The organism is Stenotrophomonas sp. ATs4 (assembly GCF_051861585.1).
Lineage (GTDB): Bacteria > Pseudomonadota > Gammaproteobacteria > Xanthomonadales > Xanthomonadaceae > Stenotrophomonas > Stenotrophomonas maltophilia_AS.
Genome location: NZ_JBLYPK010000001.1, coordinates 582,768 through 599,227, shown reverse-complemented (window position 1 = coordinate 599,227; position 16,460 = coordinate 582,768). Strand labels below are relative to the sequence as shown.

Below are 16,460 nucleotides of genomic sequence, written 5' to 3'. Positions count from 1 at the left end.
CGTCAGGCTCCGGAAGCAGAGGAAGAACCGAGCGGCACCCGCCAGCCATCGGCAGTGCCGGCATCAGCGGCGCCGGGAGCGAACACCATCGCCGCACCATTCATGCAGTAGCGCAGGCCGGTCGGGCGCGGGCCGTCATTGAACACATGGCCGAGATGGCCACCACAGCGGCGGCAGTGCACCTCCACCCGCAGCATGCCGAAGGTGACGTCGCGGTCTTCGCCGAGGGCGTTGTGCAGCGGCGCCCAGAAACTGGGCCAGCCGGTGCCGCTCTCGAACTTGGTGGAGGAGGAGAACAGCGGCAGCGCACAACCCGCGCAGGCGAAAGTGCCCTGGCGGTGTTCCTTGTTGAGCGGGCTGCTGTAGGGGCGCTCGGTTGCCTGCTGGCGCAGCACCGCGTATTGCGCCGGGGTCAGGCGCTGGCGCCAGTCCGCATCACTGTGCATGACCTCGAACTGTCGCGACGGGCGCGCTTCGGCGGCGGCCGTGGCGGCGCGGCTGCAGGCCCCCAGGCCGAGCAGGCCGGCGGCGGTGGCAACACCGCCCAGGCCCAGCAGGTGGCGGCGGGACAGGGACATGGCGGACTCCGGGAAGGGGCGACGGGGCCATGCTGCGCCCGCCCGGGTCAACGAATCCTCACGCAGGATTCAATTTTTCGTGAGGTATCGGCGGCCATCCCGCGCCACAATGCGGGCAGCCTCCCCACTGGCCCCGAGCTGCCGATGTCCACCAAACGCGTGCTGATCGTTGAAGACGATGCCCACATCGCCGACCTGCTGCGCATGCATCTGGGCGATGAGGGCTACGACGTGGCCCATGCCGCCAGCGGCGACGCCGGCCTGCGCCTGCTCGAACAGGAAGGCCCGTGGGATGCGCTGGTGCTGGACGTGATGCTGCCGGGCGTGGATGGCCTGCAGGTCTGCCAGCGCGCACGCGCGATGGCACGTTACGTGCCGATCATCATCATCAGCGCGCGCGGCAGCGAAACCCAGCGCATCGTCGGCCTGGAGCTGGGCGCGGACGACTACCTGGCAAAGCCCTTTTCGATGCCGGAGCTGGTAGCGCGGGTGCGGGCATTGCTGCGCCGGGCCGAGGCGATGGCGCAGAGTGCACGCATCGATGCCGGCGCGATCGAACTGGGCGGGCTGCAGCTGGACCCGGTCGCGCGCACCGCTTCGGTCGATGGCAATGCGTTGGAGCTGACCCCGCGTGAGTTCGACCTGCTGCTGTTCTTCGCCCGTCATCCGGACCAGGTGTTCGCACGCATGGAACTGCTCAACCAGGTCTGGGGTTACCAGCACGATGGTTACGAGCACACGGTCAACACCCATATCAACCGCCTGCGCAGCAAGATCGAGCCTGATCCGGCCAATCCGCGGCGGCTGCTGACGGTGTGGGGCCGCGGCTACAAGCTGGTCGACCCGGCCGGGGCGGCAGCATGATCAAGCCGAACCTGTGGCAGAAGCTGGCGGTGGTGATCGCCGCGCTGATGCTGATGTGCTGCATGGCGCTGCTGGCGCTGCAGATGCGCGCCAATACCCGCCACGAGCAGGAAGTGGTGCAGCGGCTGTCGCTGGGCCTGGCCGAGCACATCGCCCAGCGCAGTGAACTGATGGACACCAGCGGCATGCGCGATGCTGCGGTGCGCGCGCTGTTCGGTCAATTGATGGCGGTCAATCCCAGCGTCGAGGTCTACCTGCTGGACGACCAGGGCCGCATCCTCGGCCACGATGCGCCCAGTGGCCATCTGGTGCGCAACCGGGTGGACGTGGCGCCGCTGCGTCGCCTGCTGGCCGGTGCGCCATTGCCGATCCTGGGCGATGACCCGCGCAGCGCAGACGGCCGCAAGGTATTCAGTGCCGCGCCGTTGATCGTGCAGGGCCGGCCGGCCGGCTACGTGTACGTGGTGTTGGTCGGCGAGCACCGGCAGATGCTGGCCGACGATCTCGCCGCCGGCAGCCAATGGAACACCACGCTGTGGTCGGTGGTGCTGGTGGGTGGCCTTGGCCTGCTGGCCGGGCTGGTGGCGTTCTACTGGGTGACCCGCCCGCTGCGGCGACTGACCCGGCGCATCCAGGCGTTTGATATCGATGCGCCGACACCGTTGCCGCCACCAGCGCCGCTGCGCCCGGGTGAGCGCGATGAACTGGTGATCCTCGAACATGCACATGCGCAGATGGCGCAGCGGCTGGGCGAGCAATGGCAGCAGCTGCGCCAGCAGGACCTGCAGCGGCGTGAGCTGGTGGCCAATATTTCGCATGACCTGCGCACACCGTTGTCGTCGCTGCACGGCTATCTGGAAACGCTGGCGTTGAAGGACGCCACGCTGTCGCCGGATGAGCGCCGGCGTTATCTCGGCATCGCGCTGGCGCAGAGTGCCAAGGTTGGCCGGCTGGCACGCGCGCTGTTCGAGCTTGCGCGGCTGGAGCATGGCGAAGTGCGGCTGGAGTGGGAGGTGTTCGCGCTGCCGGAGCTGCTGCAGGACGTGCTGCAGAAATTCGAACTGGCGGCGCAGGCGCGCAACCAGTACCTGCACGCGGAATTCCCGCCCGGCCTGCCGCTGGTGCGTGCCGATCTCGGTCTGGTCGAGCGGGTGCTGACCAACCTGCTCGACAACGCGTTGCGGCACGCGCCTGAAGGTGGCCGGATCGAGGTGAGCCTGCGTGCGACCCTCGACAGCGTGGAGGTGAGCGTGACCGATGATGGTCCCGGCGTGGCGCCGGCGCTGCGTTCGCAGCTGTTCCAGGCGCCGGCCGCGCTGGGCGCGCGCCGTGGCGAGAACGGTGGCCTCGGCCTGCTGATCGTGCAGCGCATCGTGCAGCTGCATGGCCGCCGTATCGAACTGCGCGACAGTGAGCGCGGCGCGCTGTTCGTGTTTGCGCTGCCGCGCGCGGAACCGGCGGCCTAGCAGGCCGCCTCGTCCTCCACGACACTGCCGCTCTCCAGCGGCACGTGCAGGCGGATGCAGGCGCCGCCCAGCTCCGAATCGGTCACTTCGACGTGGCCGCCATGCTTGTCGGCCACCACCTGCACCAGCGCCAGGCCGAGGCCGAAACCCGGGCTGCCCGGGTCCAGCCGCACATACGGCTGCAGCACCTGGCCGCGCAGTTCGGGTGCGATGCCAGGGCCGTCATCCTCCACCTGCAGGCACAGCCAGCCGTCGTTGACCGTGCTGGCAATGCGGATCTGCCGCCGCGCGTAACGCAGGGCATTGCCAAGCAGGTTGCGCAGCGCCAGTTCCAGCATGTGGCGGTTGACGTTGACCAGGCCTGCCGGCGACAGCGCCTGCTGCACCGGCATCGGCAACGGTGCGAACTGGGCTACCACGCCGCGTACCAGCGTTGCCAGTTGCAGGCGCTGGCGGGTCAGTTGATGGCAGCGGCCCAGCGCGGCGTACTCGACACCGGCATCGGTCAGGTGCTGCAGGCGATCGACATCGGTGCGCAGGCCGCCCAGCGCATCGCGCTGTACCTCGTCCAGCGCGGTGTCTTCCAGGTCGGCCAGGCCGAAGCGCATCCGCGCCAGCGGCGTGCGCACTTCATGCGCCACTGCCTGGGCCAGCACGCGCTGGCTTTCCAGCAGCTGCTGCAGCTGCTCGGCCATATGGTTGAAGGCATTGGCCAGCGGCCGCACCAGTGCGGTACCGGCACGCGGCGCACGCGTGTCCAGCTGGCCGTCGCGCATCTGCCGTGCCGCCTGGGCCAGTTGCGAGACGTCGCGCCACAGGCGGTAGACCATCACGTACATCGGCAGCGCCACGGCCACCATCAGGATCAGCAGCAGGATCGCCACGCCGGACACTTCGCTGTCCTGCCAGCCCTCGTCGGGCAGCGCTTCGTCCAGTGGCCCCAGCATCACCGCATAATCGCTGTCGCCGATCCGCTGCAGGCTGCGCATATGCTCCAGGTCGATCTGCACCCGGCCATTGTTGAACGGCGGTCGCTGGCTGGCCGGCAGTTCCTTCTCCGCCTCGGCCAGCGGCACCATCCGCAGCGCATAGGCGAAGTCGGCGTCGAGCCCCCGCGCCAGCGCCGGCCACTGGTCGCGCGGCGTCTCCGCAAAGCGTTGCTGCAGCAGCGCATGGGTGCCACGCATCTCGGCCTGAAGCCCCGCTTCGGTGCGGTCCTCCAGCAGGGCGTCCCAGGCCCACAGGCCGAGCACGATCAGCAGCAGGTGGGCGACCAGGAAGCCGATGCCGTAGCGCAGGAAGTGGAAGGCGTGGCCACGCATGGCCGACTGCGTACGCTTCATCCCCATGCCGAGCGGCTGAACAGGTAGCCACGGCCGCGCACGGTCTTGATCCGTTCCGGTTGTTCCGGGTTGTCACCCAGCTTGCGGCGCAGGCGCGAGATGCGTGCGTCGATCGAGCGGTCCAGGCCATCGAAGGCAATCCCTCGCAGGCCGCGCAGCAGCGCGTCGCGGTCGAGGATCTGGCCGGCGTTGCTGGCCAGCAGGAACAGCAGGTCGAACTCGGCAGTGGTCAGTTCCAGCAGGCTGCCCTGCAGGTGCACGTTGCGGGTGGACGGGTCGATGCTCAGCTCGCCGAAGCGCAGGCTGCCGTCACGCGGCTCGACCCGGCGGTGGCGGCGCAGGTGGGCACGCAGGCGGGCCAGCAATACCCGTGGCTCGATCGGCTTGCCGATGTAATCGTCGGCACCCAGCTCCAGGCCCAGGACCTGGTCGATGTTGTCGGTACGGGCAGTCAGCACGCAGATGATGCCGTCATAGTGGGGCCGGATCTGCCGACACACTTCGAAACCATCCTGGTCGGGCAGGCCGACATCGAGCAGGACCAGCGCCGGTTTCTCGGCCAGGATACGGGCCACTGCGCGCTCGCCACTGCGCTCATGGGCGACCTGGTAACCATGCCGCTGCAGATAGTCGCTGACCATCGTACCGAGGCGGGCATCGTCTTCGACCAGTACGATATCCAGCATTTTCAAGGCCTCCGTGGGGCATACGTACCGCCACGGCACGAGCGCGGCGATGCTATCCCAGCCGTCGGGCCACCCGGGTCCAGGGGGCGGGCGCCATTCAGCCGGGGTTGCTGGCGCGCGGGCCGGGCCTCAGGCCTGGCAACAACTTGGCGTCCAGCATAGCTTGTTGCCGTTACAAAACGTTACCTTCGTGATACGTCTGGTGACCATCGCTGACAGCAAAGCGACTGACGCGGGGCAGGTGGGGCGCCGAGCATGGAGTCTCCTCCGCTCCGCGTGCCGTTGCCATGTCGCCCGCCGCCCCCTGCCTGCTGAACCCGTCCCGCCGCTGCCGCTGCGGAGGTGCCCGATGAGCGGCGTGGTCGGCGCCTGGCTGCCGCCCGCCGAAGACGAGCACCTGCTGCAGCAGCTGGCGCCGATGCTGCGCGCCCTGCAGCAGCGGGGCAGGGGCCGCATCGGTTACTGGACCGACGCCGAGGCTGGCCTGGCGCTGGGCCACTGCCGGGCGCCGACCGACACCCCGCTGCAGCCGCTGAGCTCGGACTGTGGCCGCTACGTGTTGTGCCTGGACGGCCGCCTCTACAACCGCGCCGACCTGCAGTCTCAGCTGCGCGATCTGCCGCGCAGCTGCAGCGATGCCCGGCTGCTGCTGCAGGCGATTGTCGAATGGGGCGTGGAGCGGGCACTGTCCCGTATCGAAGGTGCATTCGGCTTCAGCGTATGGGATCGGGAGTCGCGTGCGCTGTGGCTGGCACGTGACCCGGTCGGCGAGCGGCCGCTGTACTACGGCTGGTACGAGGGCAAGTTCCTGTTCGCCTCCGAGATGAAGGCGCTGCAGGCGTTTGCCGGCTTCGCGCCGAGCATCGACCAGGATGCGTTGAGCCTGCTGCTGCGCCACGACTATGTGCCGGCGCCGCACACGATCTACCGTGGCATCCACAAGCTGGTGGCGGGCGCGATGCTGCGTATAGACCTGAACGATCACGCCGCCGGCGGATCCGGCCAGGCCGCGAAGGGTGGTTCGCGCTATTGGTGCGCACGCGATGCGATGCACAGCGCCCTGCAGGAACCCTTGCACCCCGCGCCCAGCCTGGAGCAGGCCACCGACCAGCTGGAAACCGTGCTGCAGAAGGCCATCGCCGCACGCATGCATTCGCCACTGGCCTGTGGCGCGTTCCTGTCCGGCGGCACCGACTCGTCGCTGGTGACGGCGATGATGCAGGCACAGTCGACGCTGCCGATCGAAGCGTGGACGGTGGGCTTCGATGATCCCGGTCATGACGAGAGCGATTGGGCCTCGCAGGTCGCGCGGCATCTTGGCGTACAGCATCACCTGCACCGGATGGATGCGCGGCAGGGCCTGGATCTGCTGCAGCGGCTGCCACAAGTCTGGTGCGAGCCGTTCGCCGACGCCTCGCAGCTGCCGACCCTGCTGGCCAGTGAACTGCTGGGGGCACGCAAGCCGGTGGCGCTCACCGGCGACGGTGGCGATGAACTGTTCTTCGGCCACCCCAGCTATGGCCGCGCACTGCGCAATGCGCGCCTGTGCGGTGGCCTGCCGGACTGGGTGCGCGATCTCGCGCGGCGCAGCGGCAACCGCATGAACGTGGAGCGTGGCCGTCTGGGCGGCTGGCGTGCGTTGGTGGCCGAGGTTGCCGCCAATGATGTGGAAGGGCATTACCTGCAGCGCGTGACCCGCTGGCGGCAACCGGCACAGGTGGTGCTGGGGGCGCGCGAGCCGATGACGATCTTCCAGCAGCAGGACACCGCGCTTCCGGCGGAAGCCCGCATCCAGCTGCTGGATTTCCGGATGGACCTGGCTGAGGGCATCCTCGCCAAGGTCGACCGTGCCGGGATGGCGGCGGGCGTGGAAACCCGCGCGCCGCTGCTGGACATGGAGGTGGTGCGGTTGGCCTGGCGCCTGCCGCAGCACCTGAAGTACCACGACGGTGAGCACAAACTGATCCTGAAGCACCTGTTGGCGCGCTACCTGCCGGAACCGCTGGTGTACCGTCCCAAGCGCGGCTTCGGTCCGCCGATGGCGCGCTGGCTGGCGGGCCCGCTGCGCGACTGGGCGGAAGCACTGCTGGACCCGCAGCTGCTGCGCAACCAGGGCTGCTTCGATGCGGCACGGGTGCGTGGCATCTGGGAGGCGTTCCTGCGGGGTGAGCGCAAGTGGCACACGCACCTGTGGAACGTGTTGATGTTCCAGGCGTGGCACCAGCATTGGCATGGTGGCCGCGGGCGCTGAGGTTCCTTCGCGGTTTGTTCTGCGCGGCGCAGGGCGTATGCCCTTGCGTACGAATGTCCTCCGGCGCCGGCCGTTGGCCGTCACCTCCCCCTTTACTTCGTACGCAAGGGCATCCGCCCTGCGTTCGGAGTTCGTCGGCGCCTCCTTAAGAAAGGCGGCCGCGAGCGCTGCGCTCTACTCACCGCACGCCGAGCCTCGTCGGGGTGGGCAGGGGTCTGGGCAAAGTAAAGGAGGAGGTGACGGCCAACGGCCGGCGCCGGGGGACATTTGCCCAGGCCCTGCCCGCCCCGGCGGGGCCCTTCAGCTCGCAGAGACGTCGGACGAAGACGCACTTCGGTATCCAAACGCCAGGCAAAAAAAGACCCGGCAGAGGGAGGGATCTGCCGGGTCCGGATTGCGTGGGGGGAGGGACCCACGCAATGAGCATTGCGTCGCGTCAGTGGTTGCCCGCGTCCGCCGTTGATTCGTTGTAGCCCTGCACCAGTTCGGACCAGGCCTTGCTGGCCTGAAGCCCGAGACCGACCACGTCCTGCTGGGCCTGGCCCAGCCGCTGCAGGTTGTCCTGCCACAGCTGTGTGCCCTTGGACAGCGTCCCGGCCGCATCCTCGCCGCGGGCCAGTTCGCCCAGCCAGCCGCCGGTCGCGGTCAGGTTGCGCTCCATCACCTTCAGCTGCACGCCGAACATGCTTTCCGCGTTCTCCAACGCCAACCGGTTCGCGCGCGTTGCCGCGGCGGCGAGCTGGCGGGTGGCATCACTGAAGCGATCGCTGAAGGCGGCCATGGGCGTCAGGAAGTGACTTGATGCAATGCAGCATACGCCCTTGATGCCGCAATGCAACAAAAATAACAAAGGCGCCCAAGGCGCCTTTGAAACACCTTTCAGATCAATGGGTTGATCAGGCCGCCGGGCCGCGGTAACGACAGCCGGAGGTGCAGGTTTCGTGCACGGTGATCTCGCTCAGCGCCGGCAGACTGGGCTTGAGTTCGTTCCAGATCCACACCGCCAGGTTCTCGCTGGTCGGGTTCTCCAGGCCGGGGATGTCATTGAGGTAGTGATGGTCCAGGCGGTCGTAGATCGGCTGGAAGGCCGCCTTGACGTCGCCGAAGTCCATGATCCAGCCGGTCTGCGCGCCGGGTTCACCCTCGACCTTCAGTTCCACCCGGAACGAGTGGCCGTGCAGGCGCGCGCACTTGTGCCCCGGCGGCACGTTGGGGAGACGGTGCGCCGCCTCGAGCATGAAGACTTTGAAGATTTCCATGGCGCGATTGTACGCCGCAGGCGAGGGGCCAGCCTGAGCGGATGTTGGGCTTTCGTGAAGTAATTCTTTCCATCCGGATGAAGAGATGATAGTTTCTCTTATATCCGTATGAAGAGATGTTATTGGCCGGACCCCGGCCAGGCATGGACTACTGCGGAACTTCGTCGCCCTTACTACCTCCCCCACATCGTCATGCCCAAGCACACCCTGCTCGTGGCGGCCCTGGCCGTCGCTCTGGCCGCGCCTTTGTCCGCCGCCGCCGAAACCTCCGCCGCCGCCAGTGGCGACGCCAGCACCCTGGCTGCCGTGCGCGTCACCGGTTCCAACATCAAGCGCACCGATACCGAGGCCTCCAACCCGGTGCAGGTGATCGGCCGACAGCAGCTGGAACAGACCGGCAAGGCCACCGTGGCCGACGTGCTGCGTTCGATCTCGGCCAACACCGGCAACGCCAGCAACGAAACCACCAACAACGGCTGGGCCTCCGGCTCGGCCGGCATCGGCCTGCGTGGCCTCTCGCAGAAAAACACGCTGGTGCTGCTCAACGGCCGCCGCCTGGCCAACTACGGCTTCCCGGCCGGTGGCCTGTCCGACACCTTCGTCGATCTCAACGCGCTGCCGCTGGTCGCGGTCGAGCGCATCGAAGTGCTGAAAGACGGCGCCTCGGCGGTGTACGGCTCCGACGCCGTGGCCGGCGTGGTCAACATCATCACCCGGCAGAACTTCGAAGGCGCCGAGATCGGCGGCAGCTTCGGCGGTGCCGACCAGGGCGGCCTGCACGAGCAGAACCTGAAGTTCGTCGGCGGCCTCGGTGATCTCGACACCGACGGTTACAACATCCTCTTCAGCCTGCAGGGCTACAACCGCGAACGCCTGGACCAGGACGAACGCAACCTGACCAAGAGCGGCATCTACACCGACTCGCCCGGTGGTCGCTGGAACGGCTGGTCGGCCAAGGGCGCGCGCTACCTGGTCAACGGCGCGTCGGTGCCCATGCTCGATGCCAACGGCAACTGCCCGGCCGGCACCACCCGCGTCGCCAGCGCGCCGATCGATGGCCTGTCCGGTGATACCTGCGGCTTCAACCAGGCGCCGTTCACCACGCTGATCCCCTCGACCAAGCGTTACCAGGCCTACGCAAACGGTACCTTCCGCCTGAACGACAACGTCGAAGCCTTCGGCGAAGTGCTGTACAGCCAGATCAAGAGCACCGCGTGGTTCGGCAGCAGCCCGTTCTTCACCCTGGAGAGCGGCCGCTTTGCATTGAACGCAGACAGCGGCCTGGCCGAGCCGGTGTCGTCGCTGCTGCCGGCCAACAATCCGTACAACCCGTACGGCCGTGCGATTCCGATCGAATACACCTTCTTCGACCTGGGTGGCACGCTCAAGACCAACCGCTCCACCGCCTATCGCGGCGTGTTCGGCCTGCGCGGCACTACCGCCAACTGGGACTGGGAAGTGGCCGCATTCGGTGCACGCAGCAGCGAGCGCGAGAGCGTGTCCGGTGGCTTCGCCAACCGCTGGGCGCTGGCCGATGCGCTGGCCACGGGCAGCTACAACCTGCTCAACCCGGCGGCCACGCCGCAGTCGGTGCGCGATTCGATCAACATCGCCACGCTGCGCCCGGCCGAGTCCAAGCTGCAGGGCATCGACGCCAAGATTTCCGGTAGCCTGGGCCACACCTGGGCCGGTGAGATCGGCTTCGCTGCCGGTGCCGAGTGGCGCCGCGAGAAGCTCGATTCCAACAACCCGTGGCAGATCGACGCCGGCCTGCAGGTGCGCCCGGCCATCGCCGAAGTGCACGGCAAGCGCCAGGTCAGTGCCGCCTACGCCGAAGTGAACGTGCCGCTGGCTTCGACGCTGGAGCTGTCCGCCGCCGCGCGTGCCGATCACTACGATGACTTCGGCGATGCGTTCTCACCGAAGATCGGCCTGCGCTGGCAGCCGCTGGACTTCCTGCTGGTGCGTGCGTCCGCCTCGAAGGGCTTCCGTGCACCGTCGCTGTCGGAAAACTCCAACAGCACCAGCATCGCCTACGGCAGCGTGGTCGATCCGCGTGATCCGGACGTGCCGGGTTCGCGCCAGAACCCGACCTTCTTCACCGTCGGCAACAATGAGTTGAAGCCAGAGCGCACCAAGAGCGTGAACTTCGGCGTGGTGTTGTCGCCGTGGGCGAACACCAACCTGAGCATCGATTACTACCGCATCCAGCTGGACAACCTGGTCGGTACCAACAACACCCAGACCCTGGTCAACGACAATGTCGCCGGTGCCGTGCAGCGCGATGAACGCGGCAAGCTGCAGGCGGTCTACAACCGCTACCAGAACCTGAGCGAGCTGAAGACTTCGGGCATCGACGTCGAGCTGCGCCAGCGCATCCCGACCGTTGCGTTCGGTGACTTCACCGTGTCCTCGGCCTTCACCCACGTGCGCGACTACCGTCGCCCGACCGTGGTCGGCGGCCAGCTGATGGACTATGCCGGCAGCAACCTGGGCGCGACACTGCCCAAGGACAAGGCCACCACCACGCTGGACTGGAAGTACGGTGACTTCAACGCGGCGGTGACCTGGTACTACACCAGCAGCTATCGCCAGGAAGCGAGCACCGCCGCCAAAGCCGTGCAGCAGCAGGTCGGCAGCTACAGCCAGTACGACCTGTACCTGGCCTACACCGGCATCGACAAGCTGACGCTGTACGCCAAGGTGCAGAACCTGGCCGACAAGACGCCGCCGTACGACGCCTCGTTCCCGGGCATCCGCGCGCCGTACGACTTCAGCCAGTACGACCTGCGTGGCCGCTACTTCACGCTGGGCTTCGATTACCGCTTCTGATCCATCCGCCGCGGCCGGTCACCTGAAGGGACCGGCCGCGCGACTGTCTGCCGTTGTGTTCCAGGGGAGTCACCGTGTCCTTGCATCGCCGTGCCGTTCTTCCGTTGCTGCTTGCCGCCGCCACCGCACTGTCCTCGCCGCAGCCGGCGCAGGCACAGAGCGCGTACTTCTTCCCGCAGGTCACGGATGCTGCAGCGTTCGATGCAGCGGTGCCCACGCCGGAGCAGTTCCTCGGCTATCCGATCGGCAGCCGCTACACCCGGCACGACCAGCTGGTGGCGTACTTCCAGGAACTGGCGAAACGCTCGGACAAGATCAACGTGCGCGAGATCGGCCGCAGCTATGAAGGCCGCCCGCTGTTGATCGCCACCGTGACTGCCGCCGGCAACCACGCGCGGCTGGAACAGATCCGCCAGCAGCACGCGACCCTGGCCGATCCGGCGCAGCCGCGCAGCGCGGCGGGCGATAGCCCGGTGGTGGTGTGGCTGGGCTACAGCGTGCACGGCAACGAGACCTCCAGTGCCGAGGCGGCGATGCTGACGGCGTACTACCTGGTGGCCAACCGCAGTGCCGAAACCCAGCAATGGCTGCAGCAGGCAGTGGTGCTGTTCGACCCAGCGCAGAACCCGGACGGCCGCGATCGCGCCGCCAACTGGCACAACGCCTGGGCCTCCGATCCGGCCTCGGCCGACCCGGCCGACAAGGAGCACGTCGAGCCGTTCCCGCAGGGGCGCACCAACCACTACTTCACCGATCTCAACCGCGACTGGCTGGCCCTGACCCAGCAGGACTCACGGCCGAAAGTGGAGGTGTTCCACCAGTGGTACCCGAACGTGCAGATCGACTTCCACGAGATGGGCAAGGACAGCACCTACTACTTCGAGCCCTCGCCGAAGAGCATGCACAGCCCGCTGATTCCGGCGGCGTCGTATGAATTCAACAAGACCCTGGCCAAGTATCACGCACAGGCGCTGGATGCCTTGGGTTCGCTGTACTACACCGGCGAGAATTTCGACAACTTCTCACCGGTGTACGGCTCCACCTACCCGGATTTCCATGGTGCTGTTGGCGTTACCGTCGAGCAGGCCAGCTCGCGCGGCCGCGTGCAGGAATCGGTGAATGGCCTGCTGACCTTCCCGTTCACCATCCGCAATCAGGTCGCTACCGGCCTGGGCACCGTGCGTGGCGCGGTAACCGAGCGCAGCGGCCTGTTTGACCTGCAGAAGCAGTTCTTCCAGAGCGCGCTGAAGCAGGCCGCACAGCAGCCGGTGAAGAGCTTCGTGTTTGGCGATAAGCATGATCCGGCACTGACCCGGCGCCTGCTGGAATTGTTGCTGCTGCACCGTATCGAGGTGCGCGCGCTGGATCGTGCAGTCACTGTCGACGGGCAGCGCTTCGATGCCGGCAGTGCCTACGTGGTGCCGGTGCAGCAGGCGCAGTTCCGCCTGGTGCATTCGATCTTTGCCGAGACGCCGCCGATCAAGGGTGATGTGTTCTACGGCAGCACCAGCTATGCGATCGCGCCGGCGTATGGCGTGGCATTCGCCGGCAGCCGCAGCCGCGTTGACGGTGGGGCGCGGGTGACCGCGCTGCTGGCAGAGCAGGGTGCAGTACTCGGCGGCCAGGCTGGATTCGCCTATGTCATCGACTGGCGCGACTACAACGCTGGGCGCGCACTGGCAGTGCTGCAGGAAAAGGGTTTGAGCACGCGTGCGGCATTCCAGCCGTTCACCACCGCGACCGCGCAAGGCGACGTCAGCTTCGCCGCCGGCAGCCTGGTCATCCCGGTCGCCGGGCAGTCGCTGCAGGGTGCGGCACTGCTTGAGGCAGTGACGTCTGCAGCGCGCGAGGCAGGTGTGCAGGTGCACGCACTGTCCAGTGGCCGCAGCCGCGAGGGCATCGACCTCGGCAGTGATGGCGTAAAGGCGCTGCGCAAGCCGGCGGTGGCATTGATAATGGGCGAGGGTGTGGCGGCCACCGAAATCGGATCAGCGTGGTTCCTGCTTGACCAGCAACTGCATCTGCCAGCCAGCAAGCTGGATCCGCAGCAACTGGGCAAGGTGCCCTTGGACCGCTACACCACGATTGTATTGTCCGGAGGTACCTACACCGGCGTCGATGCCGCGGCGGTGGCTGCTTTGAAGCGCTGGGTACAGGCCGGCGGTTCACTGGTGACCTACGGCAGTGCCTCGAAATGGGCGATTGAACAGAAGCTGGCCGACGGCGAGAAGCTCGGCAAGGATGAAGAAGCGGGAGACGAGAGTCGCCGCGCGTTCGGCGACCAGCGCGACATCGCCGCGATCGAGCGCGTCAGCGGCAACATCCTCAGTGCTGATGTGGATACCAGTCATCCGCTGGCCTTCGGCGTGCCGCGCCGGCAGCTGGCGATCAACAAGGAGAACACGGTGACGCTGCAACCGAGTGCGAATCCGTTCTCGACCGTGGTGCGCATCGACACGCCGCCGCGAGTGAACGGCTATCTGTCCGAGCGCAACCGCGCGCGGGTGGCAGGCAGTGCATGGCTGCTGGTGTCGGCACAGGGCCAGGGCAACGTGGTCTTGTTTGCCGATGATCCGGCGCATCGCAAGTACTGGCACGGCACGGATCGGCTGCTGATCAACGCGATCTTCTTCGGGAATCTGGTGAATCCGAGTAAAGCGCGGGGTTGAGGCTGCACGCGCTTCAGTTGATATAGGGGTGGGGAGGCCGGGCGGGCTGCGCAGGACACGCTGTAAATACATCCATGTAAGCTCGATCGGCGCATCCATGCGCCTCACGGTCCTGCGCAGCCCGCCCGGCCTCCCCTCGACAGTTTCCTGCGGGCGCGGACGCATCGAACCCCAGGGCGGGAGCAAGGGCAAAATCAAAAACAAAAGCATCTGCATCGGCGTTTGCTCTTGAACTTGAATTTGATCTTTCTTCTCCCGGCTACCCGGTGGGACAAGAAGGCGCAGGCAATGCTTGAAGCGGATGGGCGTGGGGCCAGCGCAAAGCCGTGAGGCGCATGGATGCGCCGACCGAGCCCCCATGGATGGGTTTACGGCGTGTTTTGCGCTGGCCCCACGCCCATCCGCCCTCAGCGCAGCACACCGCCGGCTTCTACTCACGGTCGCCAGCAACAAAAAAGGGACGGCGCGTCAGCGCCGTCCCTCGATAGCCCCCGCACAGCGGGAAGCACCATCCATGTCAGCTGGGATCAGCTGGCGCGACCGCCGCCGCCGCCCTGGCCGCGACCACGGCCGCCACCGGTATTACCGGCACCGCCACGACGCTGGCCCTGACCCGCACCCGCACCCGCACCTGCGCGCTGCTGGCCGTTGCCGCCACCTTCGCGACGACCGCCGCCGGCCTTCTTCGGGCCTGCATGCGCATGACGCGGCGCATCGCCGTGCGGACGGCGCGCGTGGTTCTTGCGCGGTGCGCGCTCACCAGTCTCGTGCTCGGCCTTGCCCGGTGCACTGTTGCCCCAGCGGATCGGCACCTGCAGCTCGAAGCCCGGCACATCGCGGATGTCCATGTCGCGGCCCAGCAGACGCGTGATCGCGCGCAGCAGCTTCACTTCATCCTGCGCGACCAGCGAGATCGCTTCGCCGGTGGCACCGTTGCGGCCGGTACGGCCAATGCGGTGCACGTAGTCTTCGGCCACCATCGGCAGGTCGAAGTTGATCACCTTCGGCAGCTCGTTGATGTCGATACCGCGCGCGGCAATATCGGTGGCCACCAGCACGGTCACTCGGCCAGCCTTGAAGTCGCCCAGTGCACGCAGGCGCTGGCCCTGGCTCTTGTTGCCGTGGATCGCGGCGGTCTTGATGCCGGACTTTTCCAGGAACGCGGCCAGCTTGTCGCTGCCATGCTTGGTGCGCGCAAACACCAGGGTCTGCTCGCGGCTGTCCTGCGCCAGCAGGTGCAGCAGCAGGTCCCGCTTGCGGCCACCATCGACCGGATGCACGCGGTGGGTGATGGTTTCAGCAACGGTGTTCTTCGGCGTGACCTGGATCTGCTCCGGGTTGCGCATGAATTCCAGCGCCAGCTGGCGGATGTTGTCCTCGAAGGTGGCCGAGAACAGCAGGGTCTGGCGGTTCTGCTTGGGCAGCTTGGCCAGGATGCGCTTGATCGAGGGCAGGAAGCCCATGTCCAGCATGCGGTCGGCTTCGTCCAGCACCAGCAGTTCAATGCCGGACAGGTCGATGCTGCGACGCTCCAGGTGGTCGATCAGGCGGCCCGGGCAGGCCACCAGCAGGTCCACGCCACGGCGCAGGATGTCCAGCTGGTTGCCCATGCCGACGCCGCCGTAGATGCAGGCGCTGGGGATGCGCAGGTACTTGCTGTAGCCGCGCAGGCTGTCATGCACCTGGGTGGCCAGCTCGCGGGTCGGGGCCAGGATCAGCGCGCGCGGCTTGCGCGGGCCGGTGCGGACTTCCTGCGAGGCGGTGCCCAGGTGCTGCAGCAGCGGCAGGCCGAAGGCGGCGGTCTTGCCGGTACCGGTCTGCGCGCCGGCCAGCAGGTCGCGACCGGCCAGCACCAGCGGGATCGCCTGCTGCTGGATCGGGGTCGGGGTTTCGTAGCCCTGCTCGGCGAGCGCACGCAGCAGGAAGGGCGCAAGGCCCAGGGATTCAAAAGACATTGAGATTGCTCCAAGTACAGTTAACGCCTGTCCGAACGGACAGACGGGGGCAGATCAAACTGATCGGCTGACTCGGAGCGTTCCCGTGAACCGCGCTGCGAGAATTGGGTGCAGCCGGCACGAAGCGCAGGCTGGAATGCGTGACGAACGGCGTCGGAGTGGGGGCGGGCGAAGAGGGCGGACCCTGGTCGCCGGCGATCCCGGAGGGAAACGGACGGCCGCTGCAGACCCGCATAGTCTAACTGATGGTTGAGACCCCGCGCAAAACGGCCTGTTCAGGTAAAGGTTCTCACTGCAGGGCTGCGCCCTGCACCTGCAGAGGCCGAAGCAACGTCAACGTCAACGTCAAAAGCTGGTTTCCTGAGGGGGCGGGGTGGGTCCGGTAGCGGGAGACGCCGTAAACCCGTCCCTGGGGGCTTGGCCGCGGCATCCATGCCGCGGACACTCCCGCCACCGGACCCACCTCGCCTTAGACAGTTTTCCGCGATCTGCAGTAGATCCACGCCATGCGTGGATGCTCTTCCAAATCAATTCGAAATATTCGATTCCGATTGAGA

11 protein-coding genes are annotated in these 16,460 nt (G+C 67.1%); 5 read left to right on the top strand and 6 right to left on the bottom strand.

The genetic code is table 11. From position 1 onward, the window contains the following. Positions 1 to 2: 2 nt before the first annotated feature. A complete protein-coding gene (msrB, locus tag ABR323_RS02820; protein WP_439448112.1) occupies positions 3 to 578 on the bottom strand; it encodes a peptide-methionine (R)-S-oxide reductase MsrB in 576 nt (191 codons plus the stop codon). Between the two features lie 144 nt (positions 579 to 722). Here msrB and ABR323_RS02815 point away from each other — a divergent pair, with 144 nt between their 5' ends. Together ABR323_RS02815 and ABR323_RS02810 are read left to right on the top strand one after the other, a co-directional pair. Further along, on the top strand, positions 723 to 1,442 hold the full coding sequence (locus ABR323_RS02815; protein WP_005407947.1) for a response regulator transcription factor: 720 nt from the start codon (positions 723 to 725) through the stop codon (positions 1,440 to 1,442). Beyond that, the gene (locus tag ABR323_RS02810) at positions 1,439 to 2,908 is read left to right on the top strand and encodes a sensor histidine kinase (RefSeq protein ID WP_439448111.1); all 1,470 of its coding nucleotides are present in this window, start codon (positions 1,439 to 1,441) and stop codon (positions 2,906 to 2,908) included. The genes ABR323_RS02815 and ABR323_RS02810 overlap by 4 nt, the downstream gene beginning before the upstream one ends. On the opposite strand, the gene ABR323_RS02805 is transcribed toward ABR323_RS02810, so the two are convergent. Continuing rightward, the gene (locus ABR323_RS02805; protein WP_439448110.1) at positions 2,905 to 4,251 is read right to left on the bottom strand and encodes an ATP-binding protein; all 1,347 of its coding nucleotides are present in this window, start codon (positions 4,249 to 4,251) and stop codon (positions 2,905 to 2,907) included. The two genes, ABR323_RS02810 and ABR323_RS02805, sit on opposite strands and share 4 nt — an antisense overlap. After that, positions 4,248 to 4,937 carry a winged helix-turn-helix domain-containing protein gene (locus tag ABR323_RS02800; protein WP_014645829.1) on the bottom strand — a complete coding sequence of 230 codons (690 nt, stop codon included), beginning with the start codon at positions 4,935 to 4,937 and terminating at the stop codon, positions 4,248 to 4,250. Before ABR323_RS02800 ends, ABR323_RS02805 begins: the two co-directional genes overlap by 4 nt. Positions 4,938 to 5,286: 349 nt before the next feature. Here ABR323_RS02800 and asnB point away from each other — a divergent pair, with 349 nt between their 5' ends. Beyond that, the gene (asnB, locus tag ABR323_RS02795) at positions 5,287 to 7,188 is read left to right on the top strand and encodes an asparagine synthase (glutamine-hydrolyzing) (protein ID WP_439448109.1); all 1,902 of its coding nucleotides are present in this window, start codon (positions 5,287 to 5,289) and stop codon (positions 7,186 to 7,188) included. A 436-nt stretch (positions 7,189 to 7,624) separates the two neighbouring features. On the opposite strand, the gene ABR323_RS02790 is transcribed toward asnB, so the two are convergent. Continuing rightward, positions 7,625 to 7,969 (bottom strand): phasin family protein, encoded by a 345-nt coding sequence (locus ABR323_RS02790; RefSeq protein ID WP_439448108.1) that lies wholly within the window; start codon positions 7,967 to 7,969, stop codon positions 7,625 to 7,627. Positions 7,970 to 8,084: 115 nt separating this feature from the next. Next, positions 8,085 to 8,447: a 6-carboxytetrahydropterin synthase QueD gene (gene queD, locus ABR323_RS02785; protein WP_049444904.1), complete on the bottom strand. Its 363-nt coding sequence runs from the start codon at positions 8,445 to 8,447 to the stop codon at positions 8,085 to 8,087. Positions 8,448 to 8,639: 192 nt separating this feature from the next. On the opposite strand from queD, the gene ABR323_RS02780 reads away from it, so the two are divergent. After that, a complete protein-coding gene (locus ABR323_RS02780) occupies positions 8,640 to 11,279 on the top strand; it encodes a TonB-dependent receptor plug domain-containing protein (protein ID WP_439448107.1) in 2,640 nt (879 codons plus the stop codon). A 74-nt stretch (positions 11,280 to 11,353) separates the two neighbouring features. Beyond that, positions 11,354 to 13,948: a M14 family zinc carboxypeptidase gene (locus ABR323_RS02775; protein WP_439448106.1), complete on the top strand. Its 2,595-nt coding sequence runs from the start codon at positions 11,354 to 11,356 to the stop codon at positions 13,946 to 13,948. A gap of 527 nt (positions 13,949 to 14,475) precedes the next feature. Here ABR323_RS02775 and ABR323_RS02770 read toward each other — a convergent pair. Further along, positions 14,476 to 15,903, bottom strand: coding sequence for a DEAD/DEAH box helicase (locus ABR323_RS02770; RefSeq protein WP_439448105.1), 1,428 nt, complete (start codon positions 15,901 to 15,903; stop codon positions 14,476 to 14,478). Positions 15,904 to 16,460: the final 557 nt, after the last annotated feature.